Origin of the sequence: Pseudomonas gingeri (assembly GCF_013386165.1) — a bacterium.
Classification (GTDB): Bacteria; Pseudomonadota; Gammaproteobacteria; order Pseudomonadales; family Pseudomonadaceae; genus Aquipseudomonas; species Aquipseudomonas gingeri_C.
Window position 1 is genome coordinate 84950 of record NZ_JACAOS010000001.1, and the last position, 18243, is coordinate 103192.

Annotated in this window: 9 protein-coding genes; 6 read left to right on the forward strand and 3 right to left on the reverse strand. The window is 62.7% G+C overall.

Annotated elements, in window-relative coordinates:
- Positions 1 to 54: 54 nt before the first annotated feature.
- The 5 genes from hemA to murI are packed head-to-tail and all read left to right on the forward strand — an operon-like array spanning position 55 to position 4787.
- On the forward strand, positions 55 to 1344 hold the full coding sequence (gene hemA, locus HX866_RS00385) for a glutamyl-tRNA reductase (RefSeq protein WP_177093247.1): 1290 nt from the start codon (positions 55 to 57) through the stop codon (positions 1342 to 1344).
- On the forward strand, positions 1341 to 2423 hold the full coding sequence (gene prfA, locus HX866_RS00390; RefSeq protein WP_177137720.1) for a peptide chain release factor 1: 1083 nt from the start codon (positions 1341 to 1343) through the stop codon (positions 2421 to 2423). Before hemA ends, prfA begins: the two co-directional genes overlap by 4 nt.
- Positions 2424 to 3254 (forward strand): peptide chain release factor N(5)-glutamine methyltransferase, encoded by an 831-nt coding sequence (gene prmC, locus HX866_RS00395; protein WP_177093245.1) that lies wholly within the window; start codon positions 2424 to 2426, stop codon positions 3252 to 3254.
- On the forward strand, positions 3248 to 4003 hold the full coding sequence (locus HX866_RS00400; RefSeq protein ID WP_177137721.1) for a molybdopterin-synthase adenylyltransferase MoeB: 756 nt from the start codon (positions 3248 to 3250) through the stop codon (positions 4001 to 4003). The genes prmC and HX866_RS00400 overlap by 7 nt, the downstream gene beginning before the upstream one ends.
- The gene (gene murI, locus HX866_RS00405; protein ID WP_177137722.1) at positions 3996 to 4787 is read left to right on the forward strand and encodes a glutamate racemase; all 792 of its coding nucleotides are present in this window, start codon (positions 3996 to 3998) and stop codon (positions 4785 to 4787) included. Before HX866_RS00400 ends, murI begins: the two co-directional genes overlap by 8 nt.
- A 44-nt stretch (positions 4788 to 4831) precedes the next feature.
- On the opposite strand, the gene HX866_RS00410 is transcribed toward murI, so the two are convergent.
- Both HX866_RS00410 and HX866_RS00415 read right to left on the reverse strand, forming a co-directional pair.
- Entirely contained in the window at positions 4832 to 11425 is a 6594-nt protein-coding gene (locus tag HX866_RS00410) for a TcdA/TcdB pore-forming domain-containing protein (protein ID WP_177137723.1), read from the reverse strand.
- A 147-nt stretch (positions 11426 to 11572) separates the two neighbouring features.
- A complete protein-coding gene (locus tag HX866_RS00415) occupies positions 11573 to 11878 on the reverse strand; it encodes a YkgJ family cysteine cluster protein (protein WP_177093241.1) in 306 nt (101 codons plus the stop codon).
- 173 nt (positions 11879 to 12051) lie between these two features.
- Between HX866_RS00415 and HX866_RS00420 the strand changes: the two genes are divergently transcribed.
- On the forward strand, positions 12052 to 16935 hold the full coding sequence (locus HX866_RS00420) for a dermonecrotic toxin domain-containing protein (RefSeq protein ID WP_177137724.1): 4884 nt from the start codon (positions 12052 to 12054) through the stop codon (positions 16933 to 16935).
- Between the two features lie 36 nt (positions 16936 to 16971).
- Here HX866_RS00420 and HX866_RS00425 read toward each other — a convergent pair whose 3' ends face one another.
- Positions 16972 to 18243, reverse strand: coding sequence for an SAM-dependent methyltransferase (locus HX866_RS00425; RefSeq protein ID WP_177137725.1), 1272 nt, complete (start codon positions 18241 to 18243; stop codon positions 16972 to 16974).

The following is an 18243-nucleotide window of genomic DNA, read 5'->3' on the forward strand; positions in this document are numbered from 1 at the left end:
GAATCAGTCGAAGGTGGACAATTGTCGGCTTATCGACATCATCAGCGACCCTGAATGGCCTTCCTCGCACTCGGCATCAACCACAAGACGGCGTCCGTAGACGTGCGCGAGCGCGTGGCTTTTACCCCCGAGCAATTGGTGGAGGCCCTGCAGCAGCTGTGTCGCCTCACCGACAGCCGTGAAGCCGCGATCCTCTCCACCTGCAACCGCAGTGAACTGTATATCGAGCAGGAGCACATTACCGCGGACTCGGTCTTGCGCTGGCTGGCGGATTATCACCACCTGAGTCTTGAAGAGCTGCGGGCCTGTGCCTATGTCCACGAAGACGATGCCGCCGTTCGTCATATGATGCGCGTCGCTTCGGGCCTGGACTCGCTGGTGTTGGGCGAGCCGCAGATTCTCGGCCAGATGAAGTCGGCCTATGCCGTGGCGCGGGAGGCGGGGACCATCGGTCCGCTGCTCGGGCGTTTGTTCCAGGCCACCTTCAGTGCCGCCAAGCAGGTGCGCACCGACACCGCCATCGGCGAGAACCCGGTCTCGGTGGCCTTTGCCGCCGTCAGCCTGGCGAAACAGATTTTCAGCGATCTGCAACGCAGCAGCGCGTTGCTGATCGGTGCCGGCGAAACCATCACCCTGGTTGCCCGCCACCTGCACGAGCAGGGCGTCAAGCGTATCGTGGTGGCCAACCGGACCCTGGAGCGGGCCAAGATCCTCGCCGAAGAGTTCGGTGCCCATGCGGTGCTGCTGGCCGATATCCCCCAGGAACTGGTGCACAGCGACATCGTCATCAGCTCCACCGCCAGCCAGTTGCCGATCCTCGGCAAGGGCGCGGTGGAAAGTGCCTTGAAACTGCGCAAGCACAAGCCGATCTTCATGGTGGATATCGCCGTACCTCGGGATATCGAGCCGGAAGTCGGCGAGTTGGACGACGTTTACCTCTATAGCGTCGACGATCTCCACGAAGTGGTCGCCGAAAACCTCAAGAGCCGCCAGGGCGCCGCGCAAGCCGCCGAAGAACTGGTGAGCGGCGGCGTCGACGATTTCATGGCGCGCCTGCGCGAGCTGGCCGCGGTGGACGTGTTGCGCGCCTATCGCCAGCAAAGCGAACGCCTGCGCGACGAAGAACTGCAAAAGGCCCAGCGTCTGCTGGCCAACGGCAGCAGCGCCGAAGAGGTGCTGATGCAACTGGCCCGCGGCCTGACCAACAAATTGATGCATGCGCCCAGCGTGCAACTGAAAAAGTTGTCCGCCGAAGGCCGCCTCGATGCGCTGGCCATGGCCCAGGAACTCTTTGCCCTCGGTGAGGGCTCATCGGATAGCTTTTCGGATAAGAAACCGCAATGAAAGCGTCACTGCTCAATAAGCTGGACATCCTCCAGGACCGTTTCGAGGAACTGACCGCCTTGCTTGGCGATGGCGAAGTCATTTCCGATCAGAACAAGTTCCGCGCCTATTCCAAGGAGTACGCCGAAGTCGAGCCGATTGTCGCCGCCTACATACTGGTGTTGAAGGTGCAGTCGGACCTGGAAGGCGCCCAGGCGCTGCTCAAGGACAACGACCCTGACATGCGCGAAATGGCTGTCGAGGAAGTCCGCGAGGCCAAGGAACAACTGATCGAGCTGGAGGGCAACCTGCAACGCATGTTGCTGCCCAAGGACCCCAACGACGGTCGCAACGTGTTCCTCGAAATCCGCGCCGGCACCGGCGGCGACGAAGCGGCGATCTTCTCCGGCGACCTGTTCCGCATGTACTCGCGGTATGCCGAGCGGCGTGGCTGGCGTGTGGAGATCCTCTCGGAAAACGTCGGTGAGCATGGCGGCTATAAAGAAGTCATTGCCCGGGTCGAAGGCGACAACGTCTACGGCAAGCTGAAATTCGAATCCGGTGCCCACCGCGTCCAGCGCGTGCCGGCCACCGAATCCCAGGGCCGTATCCACACCTCGGCCTGCACCGTCGCGGTATTGCCCGAGCCGGACGAACAGGAAGCCATCGAGATCAACCCGGCGGACCTGCGCGTCGACACCTACCGCTCCTCCGGCGCCGGTGGCCAGCACGTCAACAAGACCGACTCGGCGATCCGCATTACCCACTTGCCTTCGGGGATTGTGGTCGAGTGCCAGGAGGAACGCTCCCAGCACAAGAACCGTGCACGGGCCATGTCCTGGTTGTCGGCCAAGCTCAACGACCAGCAGACCAGCGCCGCGGCCAATGCCATCGCCAGCGAGCGCAAGCTGCTGGTCGGCTCGGGCGACCGCTCCGAACGTATCCGTACCTACAACTTTCCCCAGGGCCGGGTCACCGACCACCGTGTCAACCTGACCCTGTATTCCCTGGATGAAGTGCTGGCCGGGGGCGTGGAAGCCGTTATCGAACCGCTGTTGGCCGAATATCAGGCCGATCAACTGGCCGCCTTGGGTGATTGAATGACCATTATTGCCAGTCTGTTACGCGCCGCCGACCTGCCTGATTCGCCGACCGCGCGCCTGGACGCCGAACTGCTGTTGGCCGCCGCCCTGGGCAAGTCCCGCAGCTACCTGCACACCTGGCCGGAAAAGATTGTCAGCAGCGAAGCCGCGCTGGCCTTTTCCGACTTCCTGCTACGTCGCCGTGGCGGCGAGCCGGTGGCCTATATTCTCGGCCAGCAGGGGTTCTGGAAGCTGGACCTGGAAGTGGCGCCGCATACCCTGATTCCGCGTCCTGACACCGAATTGCTGGTGGAAGCCGCCCTTGAGTTGCTGCCCGCCACCCCGGCGCCGGTGCTCGACCTGGGCACCGGCAGCGGCGCGATTGCCCTGGCCCTGGCCAACGAGCGTCCGGCCTGGCAAGTGACCGCCGTGGACCGCGTGCCGGAAGCCGTGGCCCTGGCCGAACGCAATCGCCAGCGCCTGGGCCTGAACAACGCCACGGTGTTGAACAGCCATTGGTTCAGTGCCCTGGACGGTCAGCGTTTCCAACTGATCATCAGCAACCCGCCGTACATTGCTTCGAGCGACCCGCACCTGGCCCAGGGCGATGTGCGTTTCGAACCGGCCAGCGCCCTGGTCGCCGGTGCCGATGGTCTGGACGACCTGCGCCTGATCATCGCCCAGGCGCCCCAGCATCTGCTGGCCGACGGCTGGTTGATGCTCGAACACGGTTACGATCAGGCCGAAGCCGTCCGCGAGCTGCTCTCGGCGCAGGGTTTCAGCGATGTCCACAGCCGTACTGACCTGGGCGGCCATCAACGCATCAGTCTGGGGCGCCTATCGTGCTGAGTGACCAGGAGCTGTTGCGCTATAGCCGGCAGATCCTGTTGCAACAGGTCGATATCGACGGCCAGTTGCGTCTGAAAAACAGCCGGGTGCTGATCGTCGGCCTCGGCGGCCTCGGCGCTCCGGTGGCGCTTTACCTGGCGGCCGCCGGGGTCGGCGAGCTGCACCTGGCGGACTTCGACACGGTCGAACTGACCAACCTGCAACGCCAGATCATCCACGACACCGCCAGCATCGGCGCGACCAAGGTCGACTCGGCGTTGCGGCGGCTGGCGGCGATCAACCCTGAAGTGACCCTGGTCGCCCATCGCCAGGCCCTCGACGGCGATTCCCTGGGTGTCGCGGTGGCGGCGGTGGATCTGGTGCTCGATTGCTGCGACAACTTCGCCACCCGCGAGGCGGTCAACGCCGCCTGTGTCGCCGCTGGCAAGCCGCTGGTGAGCGGCGCGGCGATTCGCCTCGAAGGCCAACTCTCGGTGTTCGACCCGCGCCGTCCCGAAAGCCCTTGCTACCACTGCTTGTACGGGCATGGCGGCGAGGCCGAACTGACCTGCAGTGAAGCCGGCGTCGTCGGCCCGCTGGTGGGCCTGGTCGGTAGCCTGCAAGCCCTGGAAGCCTTGAAACTGCTGGCCGGTTTCGGCGAGCCGCTGGTGGGACGCCTGCTGCTGATCGATGCCCTGGGCACGAAATTTCGCGAGTTGCGGGTCAAGCGCGATCCGCAGTGCAGCGTCTGTGGTGACGGCGATGCGTGAGGCTCCGGTCGCGGTATTCGACTCTGGCGTCGGCGGCTTGTCGGTGCTCAAGGAAATCCAGGCCCTGTTGCCCAATGAGTCGCTGCTGTATGTCGCCGACTGCGGGCATATCCCCTATGGCGAAAAAAGCCCGGAATACATTCGCCAACGTTGCGCGGTGATCGCCGAGTTCTTTCGTGAGCAGGGCGCCAAGGCGCTGGTGATTGCCTGCAATACTGCGACGGTGGCCGGTGCCGCCGATTTGCGTCAGCGTTACCCGGACTGGCCGCTGGTGGGCATGGAACCGGCGGTCAAACCCGCAGCGGCGGCCACCCGCAGTGGTGTGGTCGGGGTGCTGGCCACCACCGGGACCTTGCAAAGCGCCAAGTTCGCCGCCTTGCTCGACCGCTTTGCCAACGATGTGCGGGTGATCACCCAACCTTGTCCTGGCCTGGTGGAAATGATCGAAGACGGCGACCTGCACAGCGAGGCCTTGCGCCAGTTGCTACGCCACTATGTCGACCCTTTGCTGGCGGCGGGTTGCGACACCATTATCCTCGGCTGCACCCACTATCCCTTCCTCAAGGCGCTGCTGCTGGAGATGATTCCGGCCTCCATCCACCTGATCGATACCGGTGCCGCCGTGGCCCGGCAACTCCAGCGCTTGCTGGAGGCCCGCGACCTGCTGTCCGCCGGGCCGGCGCGCGGGGCGCAATTCTGGACCAGTGGCGATCCCGATCATTTCAGGAAAATCCTGCCAATGCTCTGGCAGAAGCCGGGGGTGGTGCAAAGCTTCACAGGGTAAACGTCGACGTAGCTCGGCGAATCCCCTGTGAGTTGTGCGGGTTGTCAGCCACCTTCGCTTTGGCGTTTGAGGCTGGCCAATGCGGCGAACACATCGTCTTCATCAATGGGGTAGCGGTCGATCTGGACCCAGCTCCAATCGCCGTTGTCCCCGAGTTTTTCCAGCGCCTCGTCCGTTCCGGTGTAGCCCCAGAGGGCACTGTGATTACTGGCACGACAGCGCTGGGGGAAGTGTTCCTGTAGCGCCTGGCGCGTCGGGTCTGCGGCGGCCAACCTTTGCACACAGGCCTTGAGCTCGCGGGTGCCACTGAACTCGCTCAATGCCGAGGTGGATGCTGGCACGTGCATCAGCAGCGTGCCCTGATGGGGATCGCCGAGTACCAGGATGTCATCGGACGGATAGCCGTTGATGCTCAAGCGGTGCACCTGCACCTGGCGCGGCCCCGGGGTCGATGGGTCGCGCTCGTGCCAGGGCAGCAGTTGCAGCAGCATTGAGTACACGGCGTCCGAGTAGCCGCCCCGCAAGCGTGCGCGCTGAACTTCCAGCCGGTATTGCGCACGCAGATAATCGCCGTAGCACTGCTCGTTGCCTGGCAAGCCGTCGGCGGGCTGGGCACTCCAGAACCCCGCCGAGCGCCCGCCGAACTTCCGATACTCGGCGTTCAGATAGTCCCTCAGTGCGGTCAGTGTCGCGGCGGCCTCCTGGACCTTCTCGCGCTGCGGGCTGGGGGCGATCACCAGCATTTCGGGTGATGTCGGGATCTGATACAGCTCCTCGCCGTGATCCTCCCCGTCCACGGGAATGGCCGCAAAGCTGCCATCGGCGGGTCGATAGTAAATGCCCCGCCCCGGACAGTCGGGCACCGACAGGTCCTCGATCAGCACCGATGCACCCAGTTGCTGACGGCTTTGCAGTGCTTGCAGGCGTTGCACCAGCGTACTCATGCTCTCGTGGTCCCGTGCGCTCAGTGTCACCAGCGTGCAGCGCCCGTCGGCAAGATCCAGTCGGTAGGCCTCGTCGAGTTTGTTGACCGCATACAGGATCTCCTTGCCCTCGACCTGCACCACAACGCCGCCCACCGTCAGCCGGCCGGGCTCAAGCTGGAGGTCGTCCGGGCGACTCAGGTGATCGGTGTGCAGCACCCAGGTGGAGGGCTGTGAGCTGGCGCAGTTGGACAGATTGATCGTCGCGCCGTCACTCAGGTAGAGGTCATATTGGCTGCCCTGGCCTTCGATGTCGTAGCGCAGATACTGACCCCCTTGCGTCAAGTCGCCGATGATCAACGGCGGTGCGCTCTGTCCCAGGCTGACGCGGATACGCGTGGGGTGGTAGCGAGGCTCCAGCCTGTCCACGACCTTCTGGAACACCGCGACCCATTCGGCTTCGATGAACTGGCCTTGGGTCTTTTGCTCAAGCGCCTTGAACACCTGCAGTTCTGCGTCATTGCGCTGAGTTGCGCCCAGCAGCCAGCCATATTGCGGCAGATAGGTGTGCTCGGCCGTGACCGGCAGATGCAGGACGCGGATGTTCTCCGAAACGGGCAACGGTCTCTGCCCGGGAAGTTCCAGGACCAGGCCGAGATCAATCGCCAGGTGTTCATCCAGCAGCACCCGCGGATCGCCCGAAGCTGAATTGTCGACAGCGTAGATCTTCGGGCTGCCCAGGTAGACCTGGCCGTTGCGCTGATCCAGATGGGTCACCACCACGGGACCGTCTAGGCGTAGCCCATGGGTTTCCGGATCTTCGACATAACCGCTGCGATAGGCCTGGATCTCCCGGGTGAATTGCTCGCCCGTGCTCAGGACCTGTTGGGCCTTGGCAACAAACACCGACACCAGGCTGCTGACGCCCAGGCCCAGGCCTGCCAGCGGTATCGACAGCGGCCCGAGGAACTCGGCGCCCTCGGCAAACCCGGCCAGCACCGTGCCCAGCGCGAGTGTATCGAGCCCGACGTGGGTACCGTAGGTGGCTTTTTCCTCGGTGCTCTCGGCATGGGCCAGCAGGTAGCTGTCCACCCCCAGGCTGGCCAGGACCAGCAAGGCATTGCCGGCGGCCAACAATCCACCCAGGGTCAGCGTTTTGCCGGCCAGGTGGATACCTCGACCGGCCTTGTCCAGCAGGCTGATGCTATCGGCGCCGAGGTGCCCGGCATCCTTCAGGCCGAGGTAAATCGCCTGGGCGAGTACTTTGCTATCGCAGGCGACGCCGACCACCACCTGGGCCAGTTGGGTGTAGAACTGCACCTGGACCGCACTGGACAGTTCCGCCGACAAGCCATGGCCTCTGCCGCTATTGAGCAGCAACAGCGCGAAGCCGGTATTCAGGCTGTTCAGGCCATCGAGTTGCGCCAGGCCATGGACCATCTCGTGGTGGGTGACGCCCGGGCGCGGCTGCATCTGACCGCCCTGGAACTCGAAGTGTCGGTGGAGCGTGTCGAGGGTGCTGCGAATACGTGTCGAAAGCTTGGCCAGCGCGCTGGATTTATCCAGGGCCAGGTGTTGGCGTGGGGCACCGTCCGGGCTGATCAGTTCCATCGTGTAGCCATCGGCACTGGATTCGATGGCGTTGAGATCGGGGACCTGGCCGGCCCTCGAGGAGTCGGCTCCGAGCCTTTGCCACTCCTGTTGTGCGGCCTGGCCCAAGGTGGTGAAGGCGTTGCGTTGGGTTTGGGATTGCTCGGCCATGGAGGGATAGGGCCGGCGCACATCGCCGCCCAGACCCGGGGTGTCGATGAGTTGCCACGAACCGTCGGCGCGACGCTGCACTTCATAGGTCGAACGCCTGAAACCTTCGCTGGCATGGATGATTCGAAAGCGGTCGCGGAAGGCCCGGACTTCGTAACGCAGACCTTCGTAGAGGATGTACGTCCTGTCGCTCGGCGTGCGATACAGGCCTCGCGCATCCGGTTCAGACCGTTCCAGCGTCGATGGGCTCGGCATCTCATATCCCCTCAGCCAGGCCGGTTGCGGCCGCGTCGACGGTCTGGCCTCTTGCGTGTTCGGAAGCGCTGAGTGCAGCACCCTGCTCAGTTGGGACAGACTGCTGAGCGTGCGGCGCGGGTTGGTGAGTGCATGTCGAATCCTGGCATTGTCATGGGTGTTGCTGGTCAGTTGGGTCCACATCTTGTCGACGACTCGCCCCGATCGCTTCCTGAGGGAGGCAAACAGCTCGGGGGTATCGAGCAGAAGCCGGAGCCTGGCATTGGCCAAAACGGTCGACTGGAATTGATGTCGGCTCCATGAAGGGGGATCGCTCTTGAAGGGTAAAAGCAGGGGCGCGATTTCCTGGAAGCCCATTTGCCTGGCCAACGCCAGCAGGTTCTGCTGATGGTCGAGGAGTCGGGACACCACGTCATCAGCCAAGGACTTTATCCCGTCGGCGTTCTCCAGCAGGTTGATGCGGATGATGCCGGCATCCGCGCAGCGGGCGATCAATCGTAGTCTGTCCGTCGAGATGTTCGGATCGTTTAGCACATGGGCGATTTGATGGATGTTGAGCCCCTCTTCCAGGGGCGGGGTCAAGGTCGCTGAACTGAAAAGGATATCGACCCGCTCAAGCAGCGCAGGGACGCGACCGAGCACGCTTCTTAGCAAGTCACGCCGTGCGCTGATCTGATTGCCCACGTGCTGGAGTGCATACAGGCGTAGTTGGGTGGCCGTCACCCCATACTCCAGCAGGATCTGCCGGATGTTGTTATTGAAAATGAAGGTACGGTGAACTAGAAAATCGAGGTCTGCCGCTTGTGAGGGTCCAGCCAGCAGCGTTTCCAGCAGCGCCCGGCGTTTCGGTTCGTCGACCCACAAGGACAGTTCCGGACGAGGGGCGGCGTCAATATAGCGATCAATGACCTGGCGTATTTCGGCGGGCAGCGGGCGCAGGTTATGGCGCTCTTGAATGGAATTGAACGCATCATCGACGGCGGCGCTGATCCTCGATGAATGGGACGGCAAGATCGTTTCCAGGTAACGGATGGCCGGCTGAAAGAGACCGTACGGATTGGGGCCCCCTTTGAGGATGGCGGTCAACTCGCGATAGCCGCCTTCGCCCAGCCAGGCACTCAGCTCCAGGCAACGTTCAAGTGCCTTGGAATAGAGCGGTAGATGCTCCGAGATCACGAAGGGCACGATATCCGGATTGCGTTCGATATGATCGGCGGCGGCATTACGCAGTCTCTCGACCGTGAACCTGCTGTTGTTCTGGTCCTGGTCCTGGTTCAGTGACAGGGCCACGGCATAAAAGAAGCTGTCTTCACCGGCGGGGACGTCCAGCGGTCGGCCATTGAGCCAGACGCGATAGTGATTCGGACTGTATCGGTAGAGCAGCACATCATGGAGGGCGCCGAACAACTCCGGGTTTACCCGGTATCCATAGGTGTCTTCGCGCAGACCACTGCGGTAGCGTACTGACCAGCCAAATCCCGGTTCGCTGGCGTCGATAATCACCAGGCTGCTGCCTGGCGGCCACTCTGCCAGGCAGGGCATGAGGGGCACAATGACGTCCATGACCATTGGGTTCCAGGACCCCAGGCGAACCAGGTTGGCGATGGTTGAAAGTCGCAGTGACACGACAGGCGGCAATTGCCCGCCGATGAATGGCCCCGTCGGCGCCCCGCCCAACAACCGTAGCCTGACTGGAGGGAGCGCTTGCAGTCGCGGGCCGGCCGTCAGCAAGGTCTTGCCGTCGGCCCCCGTCTGGCTGACCAGGGTGGCAATGTCCGTACTCGTGGGTGGCCGGGTGTCGGTGTTGGCGGTGCCCGACAGCGTGGCAATGTCTATTTCTCCGCTCGCCCTGATGCGTGGCAGCCAATCCTTTGCGGGCAGGAAGGTGCTGATCAAGCCTGCGCTCTTCTGAGCGACGACGGTGCCAAACGCCCACTGCTCGAAGAGTGATTGCCGGTCACTGGCGGTCTTGCCGGGGAGACGCCGGCGGGCCTGCTCGATCAGCGCGTCGCGTTGTATTTCGTAGAGGCACTGCTGCACGTTGCCCGGCATCGGGATCAGCTGGATGTGAGCGGCGTTCCCCGGGGGCGGCGACTCCAGGGTGGGCGTAGTCGATTTTCTCAGTCGCGCGGCAACATAGTCCCGCCACGGCGGTTCCTGGAAATAGTGGTCCAGGTCAGCGCGTTGGCTCAGTACCTTGAGGTCGATGCCATCGGCTGAGTCCGGGGTATGCAGCAGCACACTAGGGTCGTCCGGATCCGCGCTGGTGATCGCGAGCACGCCGCCGCCAATGATATGCAACGTGCTCTGGCCATTCTCGGGAGGCACCCATAAGCCCAGCGCATTGGCGATGATGGCGTGTGTGCCGAGCTTGGGACGAGTGGCCGGGTCCGGGTAGTCGAGCAGCACCTCGATCCACTGTTGCTGGCGCTCAGGGATTCGGCCATGGAGCGTGGCGTCCAGGAGCGCCAGTTGCAGGCAGGCGGCATTGGCGTATTGCCAGGTATCGCGGATCGTTTGTGCCCGTTGCGCGGTGGTCGAAACCGACGGCTCCTCGCTCAGTGCCTGGACGATGGCATCCAGTGCGGCCTGGTCCGGGATGAGCAGCCTGTCGACGCTGTCGTTGGGCGAGTTTGGCGGCAGCGCATTGATCAATGCCAGGGCCAGCGCCAGGCGGCCGGCCTGCACTTGGCCGGCGACCAGCCTGTAGCGTTGCCAGTCCTGCCTGTTGGCCTCCTTGAAGACTTGTCGCCAGACCCGGTATTGCAAGGCTTGCGAGCGCCGATTCAGGCGTGCGCCGATATCCAGGATGCGCCGCAGGTCTGCGGCGGCTTCGAGGCGTTTCAGCATGGCCTTCGAGGTGTCCGCCGGGGAGGCGGCAAACTCATCGTTCAGCCTCCTTTGCTGGGTGTCGCGCAGTAACCGGACCTGCCAGGCGAACAGGTTTTCGTGCTTGTCATCGCTGGCGCTGAAACGGTCCGCGATTTTTTTCCCGACTCGCACCAGCAGTGTCCTGTGCAGGATCTTGAGGGAGGCAAAGGCTTCGAAACCATATTCCAGGGTGTAGAGCACGACCGGTCCGAGATCACTGTGGGTCTCGACCGCTTTCTTGCCCTTGAACTGCTTCGGGTCGGGATCGCTGTCCGGTAGAGGCGCGCCGTCGCGGCGGGTGATCACGAAGGCGCCAGGCCATGGGCTGGTGTCTGGGGAGTGGGCTCCCAGGAAGGCAATGCCGTACACCCCGGGTCGATGGACGCAGGGCGCTACTGGCAGGGCGCTTTCCCGTTGTTCCCGTGTGGGCAGGCTCAGTACCTGATCGATCAGTTGCCGGTCTTCGATATCCAGGGTCCCATCGATGCTGAGCAGTTGCGCCTCACTGCGCAGTTGCGTCTCCAGGCTCAGTGCCAGCCATTGATCGGCGGGTAAACCGTCGGTGGTGCCATGGGCTTGGGTCCAGAACTGCTCCAGCTGTGCCAGGTAATCCTGTTGCAGTTGGCGTATCTGCCCAAGCGTGTCCGTCGCCGGAGTCACTTCGGGCATGGCCGGGCGAGGCAACTCATCGAGCAGGGCGGCCACTTGCGCATTGGCGCTATTGAGCAACAGCAACTGCTGGGACTGAAGCGACGCGGTGTCGGTCGGCACCGGGCCGTTATCCGTTGCACAGGGTGGAGAAATACAGGGAGGGTCGAGGGTTTTCATGAGTCAGTGATCTCAGGATCCGGGGGCAACATTGAGTTGCCCGCTACTTGTGACATGTGGTCCCAAGTTTGGATTGAGCGGGTTCACTGGAGATATGAGACGTGTCTTTGACTCGGGGATGAAATCGCCCTGATTCGGTCCTGCGATTCAGCGATAGGCGGTGGCGATTCCGCGGCGCTCTTCCAGGCAGTCCGGTGAACCGGTTTCAAATTCCCGGCAGATCAGCGGACGTTTCTCGTAGATGGTGCAGCGCATGCTGTCGCGATCCAGCGCCGCGCACCAGCCGTCGTCCAGGCGCAACATCACCTCGCCGCCCCAGTCGTCGATATCGATGTAGCGCTCGGGGACCCCGGTATCCGTGATCAACATGACCTCCAGGCGGCAGCAGCAGGCCGCGCAGGAAGAGCAACTGATCGCAGGTTCGGTGAGGTCGGTCAGGGGGATAGTCGTCATGGGCGCCAGTGTATGCCAGTGCCGTGAGTCCGTATGCCTGAATAAACCGCCTGGCGATAGCCGGATATCACCCTGTGCTGCCCTGTTTCTTTGTCTACTCCCCTCTCTGTGCTCGGTTCCGGTTGGTTGCGCTGGAGCCCAGGCTCATTTGTCCTATTTGAAGGGAGTCAGACATGACTGATACCAGCACGCCGCTTCGCCCGTCGTTGCTACACGAAATCGAGGCGGCCAAGGCGCTTTTCGCTCACCCGCCGACGTTGCGGGAAGTGGCCTTGTCGGCCATCCAGGGCTATTTTTTTCGCAGTTGGGACCCGCAGCGCAATGCCTCGCGTCTGTATGTCGGCAAGCTTCAATGGCTGGAGCGCGATGGAAAAAGGTTCTCGGGGGGGTATCAATACCGTGCCGTGATCGACCTTGTGCTCGAGCATTTCATGATCGGGGTCGCGCCGGTCTTTACCGCCGAGCATGTGCTGGAGATCAAGCTCGACAGTTTGCCCGGCGAGCGGCTGATAGTGGATGCATCGGCCATCCAGACTGTTCTGGGGTCGTGGGGCGATATCCTGCTGCAACTCTATCAACAGGCATTGGTCGACCACTGGAACGCGGAAGATGGGCAAGGCGCCAGCCGTCTTCGTCGGCTAAGCACGATACTGGTGCGGATACTGTCCGCCGATCGTGAACAGCATCGAGCCTTTCTGTCGATCGATCTGCAACAGCCCGAGCAGCAGCTTGCCCTCTATGGGGTCCGGGCGGTGAGCAAGGACACCTGGGGCGGCGCTTATCCTGAAGCCTTGCCCGTGCTGGTGGCCCGCCGCAAGGAGCGGGGGATCGAACCGACGCCGCTGGTGCTCAGCCTGGCCAAAGGTCTCTTCAGGGCCGATACCACCGATCTTGGGCAACTGGTGCCCCTGTTCATGGGGCCTCGGGCCAACGGTCGGAATATCGAGTATCGCCAGCACCTGCTCTGGCAGCAGGGTGACCCGGACCTGCAGTTGGAACAGGCTTTCGCCAGCCTTGCCGAGACCCTGCTGGAAAACCAGCTTCAGGAAATTTCGTTGATCGGGCTCCACGCCGAGTGGACGCTTGAGGACTACCAGCACCGGCTCGATGGGATTACCCGTCCCGATGGCTGGTTTTTTACACCGGTGCAGGCAGCGCCCCATGTGGTGGTTGAGTTGCCCGAAGCGCTGGCGGCGCTCAGTGACGGCTTGCCGCACTGGTTGCTGGGGGCGTCGAGCGAAGACATCGGCGCCTACCGTGCCCTGCTGGAAAAACTGGCCGATGTGCAGCGCGCGTCGGGCGGCCAGGCCTTTCTCGATGACGTCGGTGATCTGCCGGACTTTGCCACCAAGGCGCTGCTCAAGAAGATGGCTGAGGACCACCCGCAAACCACCGATATCGCCAACCCCGATGATATTCGTCTGGTACTCGACAAGCCCATCGCGGTGGCCATTACCGGGGGCGGAGGCGGGGGATGGGCGCCGGGGATGGTGGAAAAAGTGCGGATGAGCCTGATGGACTTTGCCCTGGAGAATCTCGGGGGCTTTCGGCATGCGGACATGGCCATCAGTATTCGCCACTGTGGCGTGGAAAAGCCGCTGCCGGAATGGCTGACTCCGGACTATGTCAGGGGGCTGGTCACTGCCGTGGACATCGGCAAGACCTATCTGGATGCATTGCGGGCCAAGCTGATCGACGACACCGACGAGGCCCTGCGTCGGGAAAAACTCTTCACCGAGCAACTGCGGGTGCAGTTGCCCATGGCGGCGCTGGAGCTGAAGATCCGCGGCGAAGCGAACTTCGACGAGTCGGGATACCGCACGGTTGAAGCGCTATTGCAGCCCGAGGCGGCGAAGCGCCAGGTGGCGGGCCAGGAGATTGTCCTGCGCCCCCTGGCCTTCAAGGCCGAAACCGGCGCGACTGCGGACGTCGTGGCATCCATGTTCATTATCGGGCCGAGGGACCTTCACCAGGGTCCATTCATTCTCTATCGGCCCCTGCTCGCCAAGGCCGGTCCACAGGCGGCGGCCTTCCAGAAGTTCCAGTCGGCACCGGGCAAGAACTTCTGTCCCCACGACAATGACAGCCGTCCCACGCCTGCCGTCGAGCCGCTGCTGCAATACCCGACGTTGACGGCCCTGTTCGAGGCACTCAAGCAACCCGGCGCAGTGCAGGACAGCATTCTGACCTGGTTGAGCGATCAGGCCCGGCGCACCTATGCCAATGGCGGTTTTGCCGAGCCCCATCTGCGACGTTCGTTCGAGGACGATTTTGCCGCGTTACTGTCGGTGGCGCCGGCCACGCTGGATGACGCGGTGGTCCAGGGCGATTATCTGCATCACCTGTTCGTCTCGATGGCCAGCACCCTGATCGCCCTGGCGGACCGGCAATCGGTGTCCAATGCCGAATTGCGTTGGAATACCCTGAAGGAGGGCGCCTGGCAACTGTTCAATGTGGGGCTGATGTTTATCCGCGGTCCGGCGGCGGTGGCCGGCTGGATTTTCGCCGTGGTCGCCAGTGTCGATAGCGACTTTCGGCGACTGCAGGAAAAGGACCCCGGGGCCAAGGCTAGTGCCTGGGCCGATGTACTGGTGAACATTGCCTTTATTCTCGGGCATCGCTTGACCCATCGGCAGGCGCGGGCCAAGACACCGCAGCGGATCCCGATAGAGGAGGGCCAGCGCTCGCCGACCCGGGCAACGATCAGCGAAGGGCCGGACAGGCCGTTGTCGATGAAACTGGATAACCCCGTGGCACCCGGCACGCTCACCTCGCGTCCAACGGTCAGTTCGTTCACCTTGAAGATTTACCCCTATCCCTGGCCCGAGCCGCAGACCCTGGGGGAGGTCATCGCGTCCGGCGACCAGAAGGGGCTGATCCGATTGAAGGAGTCAAACCGCTTGGCCGCCTACTTCGGCGGCTGGCTGTTTGCTGTGAAGGTGGATAGCGAGGGCAATGTTCAGGTGATCGGGCCGGACGCTCGTAGCGAAGGCTTCTACCTGAAAAACGATGGCACGGGGAAATGGACGCCGGACTTGAAGCTGCGTCTGCGCGGCGGGTCGGGGCGCCCGGGAGCGAGCGTCGGGAAGAGAAGAGCCGCCCTGCTTGAGGAGAAACGTCGGGAGCAGGAACAGAGGGACTCGGTTCGTGAGCGCTTCATGGCAGAGCATGACCGGCTCGATGCGGTGCAGCGGGAGCGGGCACAAGCGTTGTTTCCCGAGCAGCAGGCTTTGACGACGATGGAACGCAATCCTGATCGCTATACCACCCAGCAGTGGTTCGCCCGAATGGAGCGGGTCGGCGACCGGGTAAAAATTTTTATCGAGGGTTACGAGCAACAGATCAGTGCGCTGCGGATGAACGAGGCGGTATTTGTGCGGGGATACAAGGGGGCACTCTTTGACACCTTGCATCGGTTTGTCATGGGGATGCAACTTGCCCTGGACGCGATAAAGATCATCGAACTGCGTTTCCATCGGGTCATGGAGCGCTTGTCCTATGAGGATGATTCGGGCCGGGTCTTGCCGGAAATGCTACAGATACAGCAACGAGAAAACCGTGCTTCGGACCTGTATATCGACTGGGCAGAGCGAGAGAAGCAGGCGTTTACCGAGCTGGGTAGTTATCGCAATCAGGAGTTGACGGATTACCAGGCCATCCACGATATGAGGGGCGAGGGGAGCAATGTGCGTGGCTTGAAAGCCATCAGGGCGTGCCGGCTCGCGCTGTATTGCTTCAAGGAACTGGATGCGCGGCAACTCGAGAGCGATATCTGGACAAAACTCGACGATCTGCGCAATGCCTTGGCCTCCCAGTCCATTCTGGATGAGCGATCCGCTTCGCCGCTGTCCGCCGAGGCGGACATGGAGGTGCTCAACACCTGCATCAGTCAATACAACGAAGCACTGGCCATGGTCGAGTACAAGAGCGGTTTGTTGGCGCAAGGTAGCCGTTTGGTCTGGGGCGATCTATTTGCCCGGCGCCTGGTCGAGTTGCAGCAGGAGGCCGAGCGCAGCCTGGTCGAGCGCATCGAGGCGCAGGCGCCTGCGCAGGAAGAACCCGACGTGCCGCCGGCACCTGCCGGAGCCCGCCGCAAACTCATCCGTACCCGGCGCAAGCAAAACTATTACGGTTATGTTCGAGACACGCCTCATGATGGCCATGAGGTCGTCGAGTTGAGGGATCCCCAGACCGGCCAACCGATGGACTCCTTTGTCGAAGAAGGGGATGGCTACTGGCAGCCGTTGCCCAAGCCGGCGGCCGCCCCCTTACCCAAACCCCAGCCGCAGCCGGGCCTCAAGCGTCTGGTGCAGATGGCCGAGAGCCAAATCCGCCTGGCTGTCCGAGAGGTCGAGATGGCCAAGCGGCAGATCCCTGTCGCCAAGGACCCGGTCTATCTGCAGGATGTGCTCGAAGTCCGGGCGCGGGAGCTGGAGGCGCTGGCCGGGCAAATCGACCGTGCGCTGGCTGAGTCGAGCAGTTCCGTGGCGCAAAGCGAAATCTCCGCTGGCAAGGTTCAGGCCTCGGAATTGCGTCTCCAGGCCGGGACCGTCAGGCATGAGGGGTTGCTGGCGCGCATTGCCGTGACCAAATCGAGTGCGCCGGACACCGAACGGCTGCTGTTTCTCAAGGAGCACAGCGAGGTCGAGATCTTTCGCAACGGGCCGCGCACAAAACTGGGGAAAGATGATTTTCTCCAGGAATATGTGGTGCGTGACAAGGCGACTGGCAAGAATATCTGGGTGGCACATTTCCACTATCCCGATAAAGCCACCGCGGAGGAGTTGTTCGTGATGCGCGGCGTCTTGGGCAAGGACGGCAAGCCACAATCCCATGGCGCCCATCTGAAACGCTGGGCCGAGCGTTTTGTCGGGGTCAAGGCGCAGGCCCGGGCCGAGCAGGAGCGCTTTGAACGCATCCGCCAAGGCCAACCCGGGCGAGCCTTGGAGGTGTTCCGGATCTGGCGCAGCGAAATCAGCCTGGGCATGGCGCGCCAGCTGTTTTTCAATGCCGTGGAGCGCGAAGTCGTGGTCCGTGAGCAACTGCGTCAGCTTTAGGGCATCCGGGCCGGCGCTCGGGAAGCTGTACGGCGTTTAGCTGTCGAAGTGCCCGAGCAACGGCTGCGTCCGGGCTGTCGGCCTGGCCAGCAGCAACTGGGCGGTGCCGATGGTGCGTTCGAGGAAGCCGCCTTCGCAGTAGCACAGGTAGAACTCCCACAACCGCAGGAAATAGTCGTCGTAGCCCAGTTCGCCGAGGCGACCGTGGGCGCGGCGGAAGTTCTCGTGCCACAGGCGCAGGGTGCGCGCGTAGTGCAGGCCGAAGTCCTCCATGTGCAGCAGGTTCATATCGGTTTCGCGGCTGACCACTTCGAGCATCTTCTGCACGCTGGGCAAGGCGCCGCCGGGGAAGATATAGCGCTGGATAAAGTCGACCTGGTTCTTCGCCTGTTCATAGCGTTGTTCGCGGATGGTGATGGCCTGCAGCAGCATCAGGCCGTTGCTCTTGAGCAGGTGCGCACACTGCTTGAAATAACTGGGCAGGAACTGGTGGCCAACTGCTTCGATCATCTCGATGGAGACCAGCTTGTCGTACTGGCCGGTGAGGTCGCGGTAGTCTTCCAGCAGCAGGGTGACCTGCTCTTGCAGGCCCAGGCTGTCGATACGTTGCCGGGTATAGGCGAACTGTTCCCGGGACAAGGTGGTGGTGGTCACCTTGCAGCCATAGTGCTGTGCGGCATAGATCGCCATGCTGCCCCAGCCGGTGCCGATTTCCAGCAGGTGGTCGCTCGGTTGCAGGGCGAGTTTCTGGCAGATCCGTTCCAGTTTGTTCAACTGGGCCTGTTCCAGGCTGTCGTCGGCCCTGAGGAACTGTGCGGCGGAATACATCATGGTCGGGTCGAGGAATTGTTCGAACAGCTCGTTGCCGAGGTCGTAATGGGCCTCGATGTTTTTCCGCGAACCCTTGCGGGTATTGCGGTTGAGCCAGTGCAGGCCCTGGATGAACGGCCGCCCGAGTCGTGCCAGGCCACTTTCCATGGCGTCGAGCACGTCCAGGTTGCTGACAAACACCCGGACCACCGCGGTCAGGTCCGGGCTGCTCCAGTAGCCATGGATAAATGCCTCACCGGCACCGATGGAACCGTTGCCGGCGACCATGCCCCAGACTGCCGGGTCGTGGATATGGATCTCGCCTTGGCGGCTGGCATCGGGCTGGCCGAACACTTGCCGCTCGCCGTCTTCGACCATCAGCAACTGGCCGTGGCGCAGTTGGCTCAGTTGGCGCAGCACGCCCCGGCGCAAGACTGCGCTGGACAGGCTGTTGGCACTGAATCGATTGGCCCTGGCCACCAGGCTAGAACTTTTCAT

Coding starts and splice junctions, on each gene's coding strand:
- HX866_RS00410 (WP_177137723.1), bottom strand. CDS start 11,425: ATGAAAACCCTCGACCCTCCCTGTATTTCTCCACCCTGTGCAACGGAT.
- prfA (WP_177137720.1), top strand. CDS start 1,341: ATGAAAGCGTCACTGCTCAATAAGCTGGACATCCTCCAGGACCGTTTC.
- prmC (WP_177093245.1), top strand. CDS start 2,424: ATGACCATTATTGCCAGTCTGTTACGCGCCGCCGACCTGCCTGATTCG.
- HX866_RS00420 (WP_177137724.1), top strand. CDS start 12,052: ATGACTGATACCAGCACGCCGCTTCGCCCGTCGTTGCTACACGAAATC.
- hemA (WP_177093247.1), top strand. CDS start 55: ATGGCCTTCCTCGCACTCGGCATCAACCACAAGACGGCGTCCGTAGAC.
- HX866_RS00415 (WP_177093241.1), bottom strand. CDS start 11,878: ATGACGACTATCCCCCTGACCGACCTCACCGAACCTGCGATCAGTTGC.
- HX866_RS00425 (WP_177137725.1), bottom strand. CDS start 18,243: ATGAAAAGTTCTAGCCTGGTGGCCAGGGCCAATCGATTCAGTGCCAAC.
- murI (WP_177137722.1), top strand. CDS start 3,996: ATGCGTGAGGCTCCGGTCGCGGTATTCGACTCTGGCGTCGGCGGCTTG.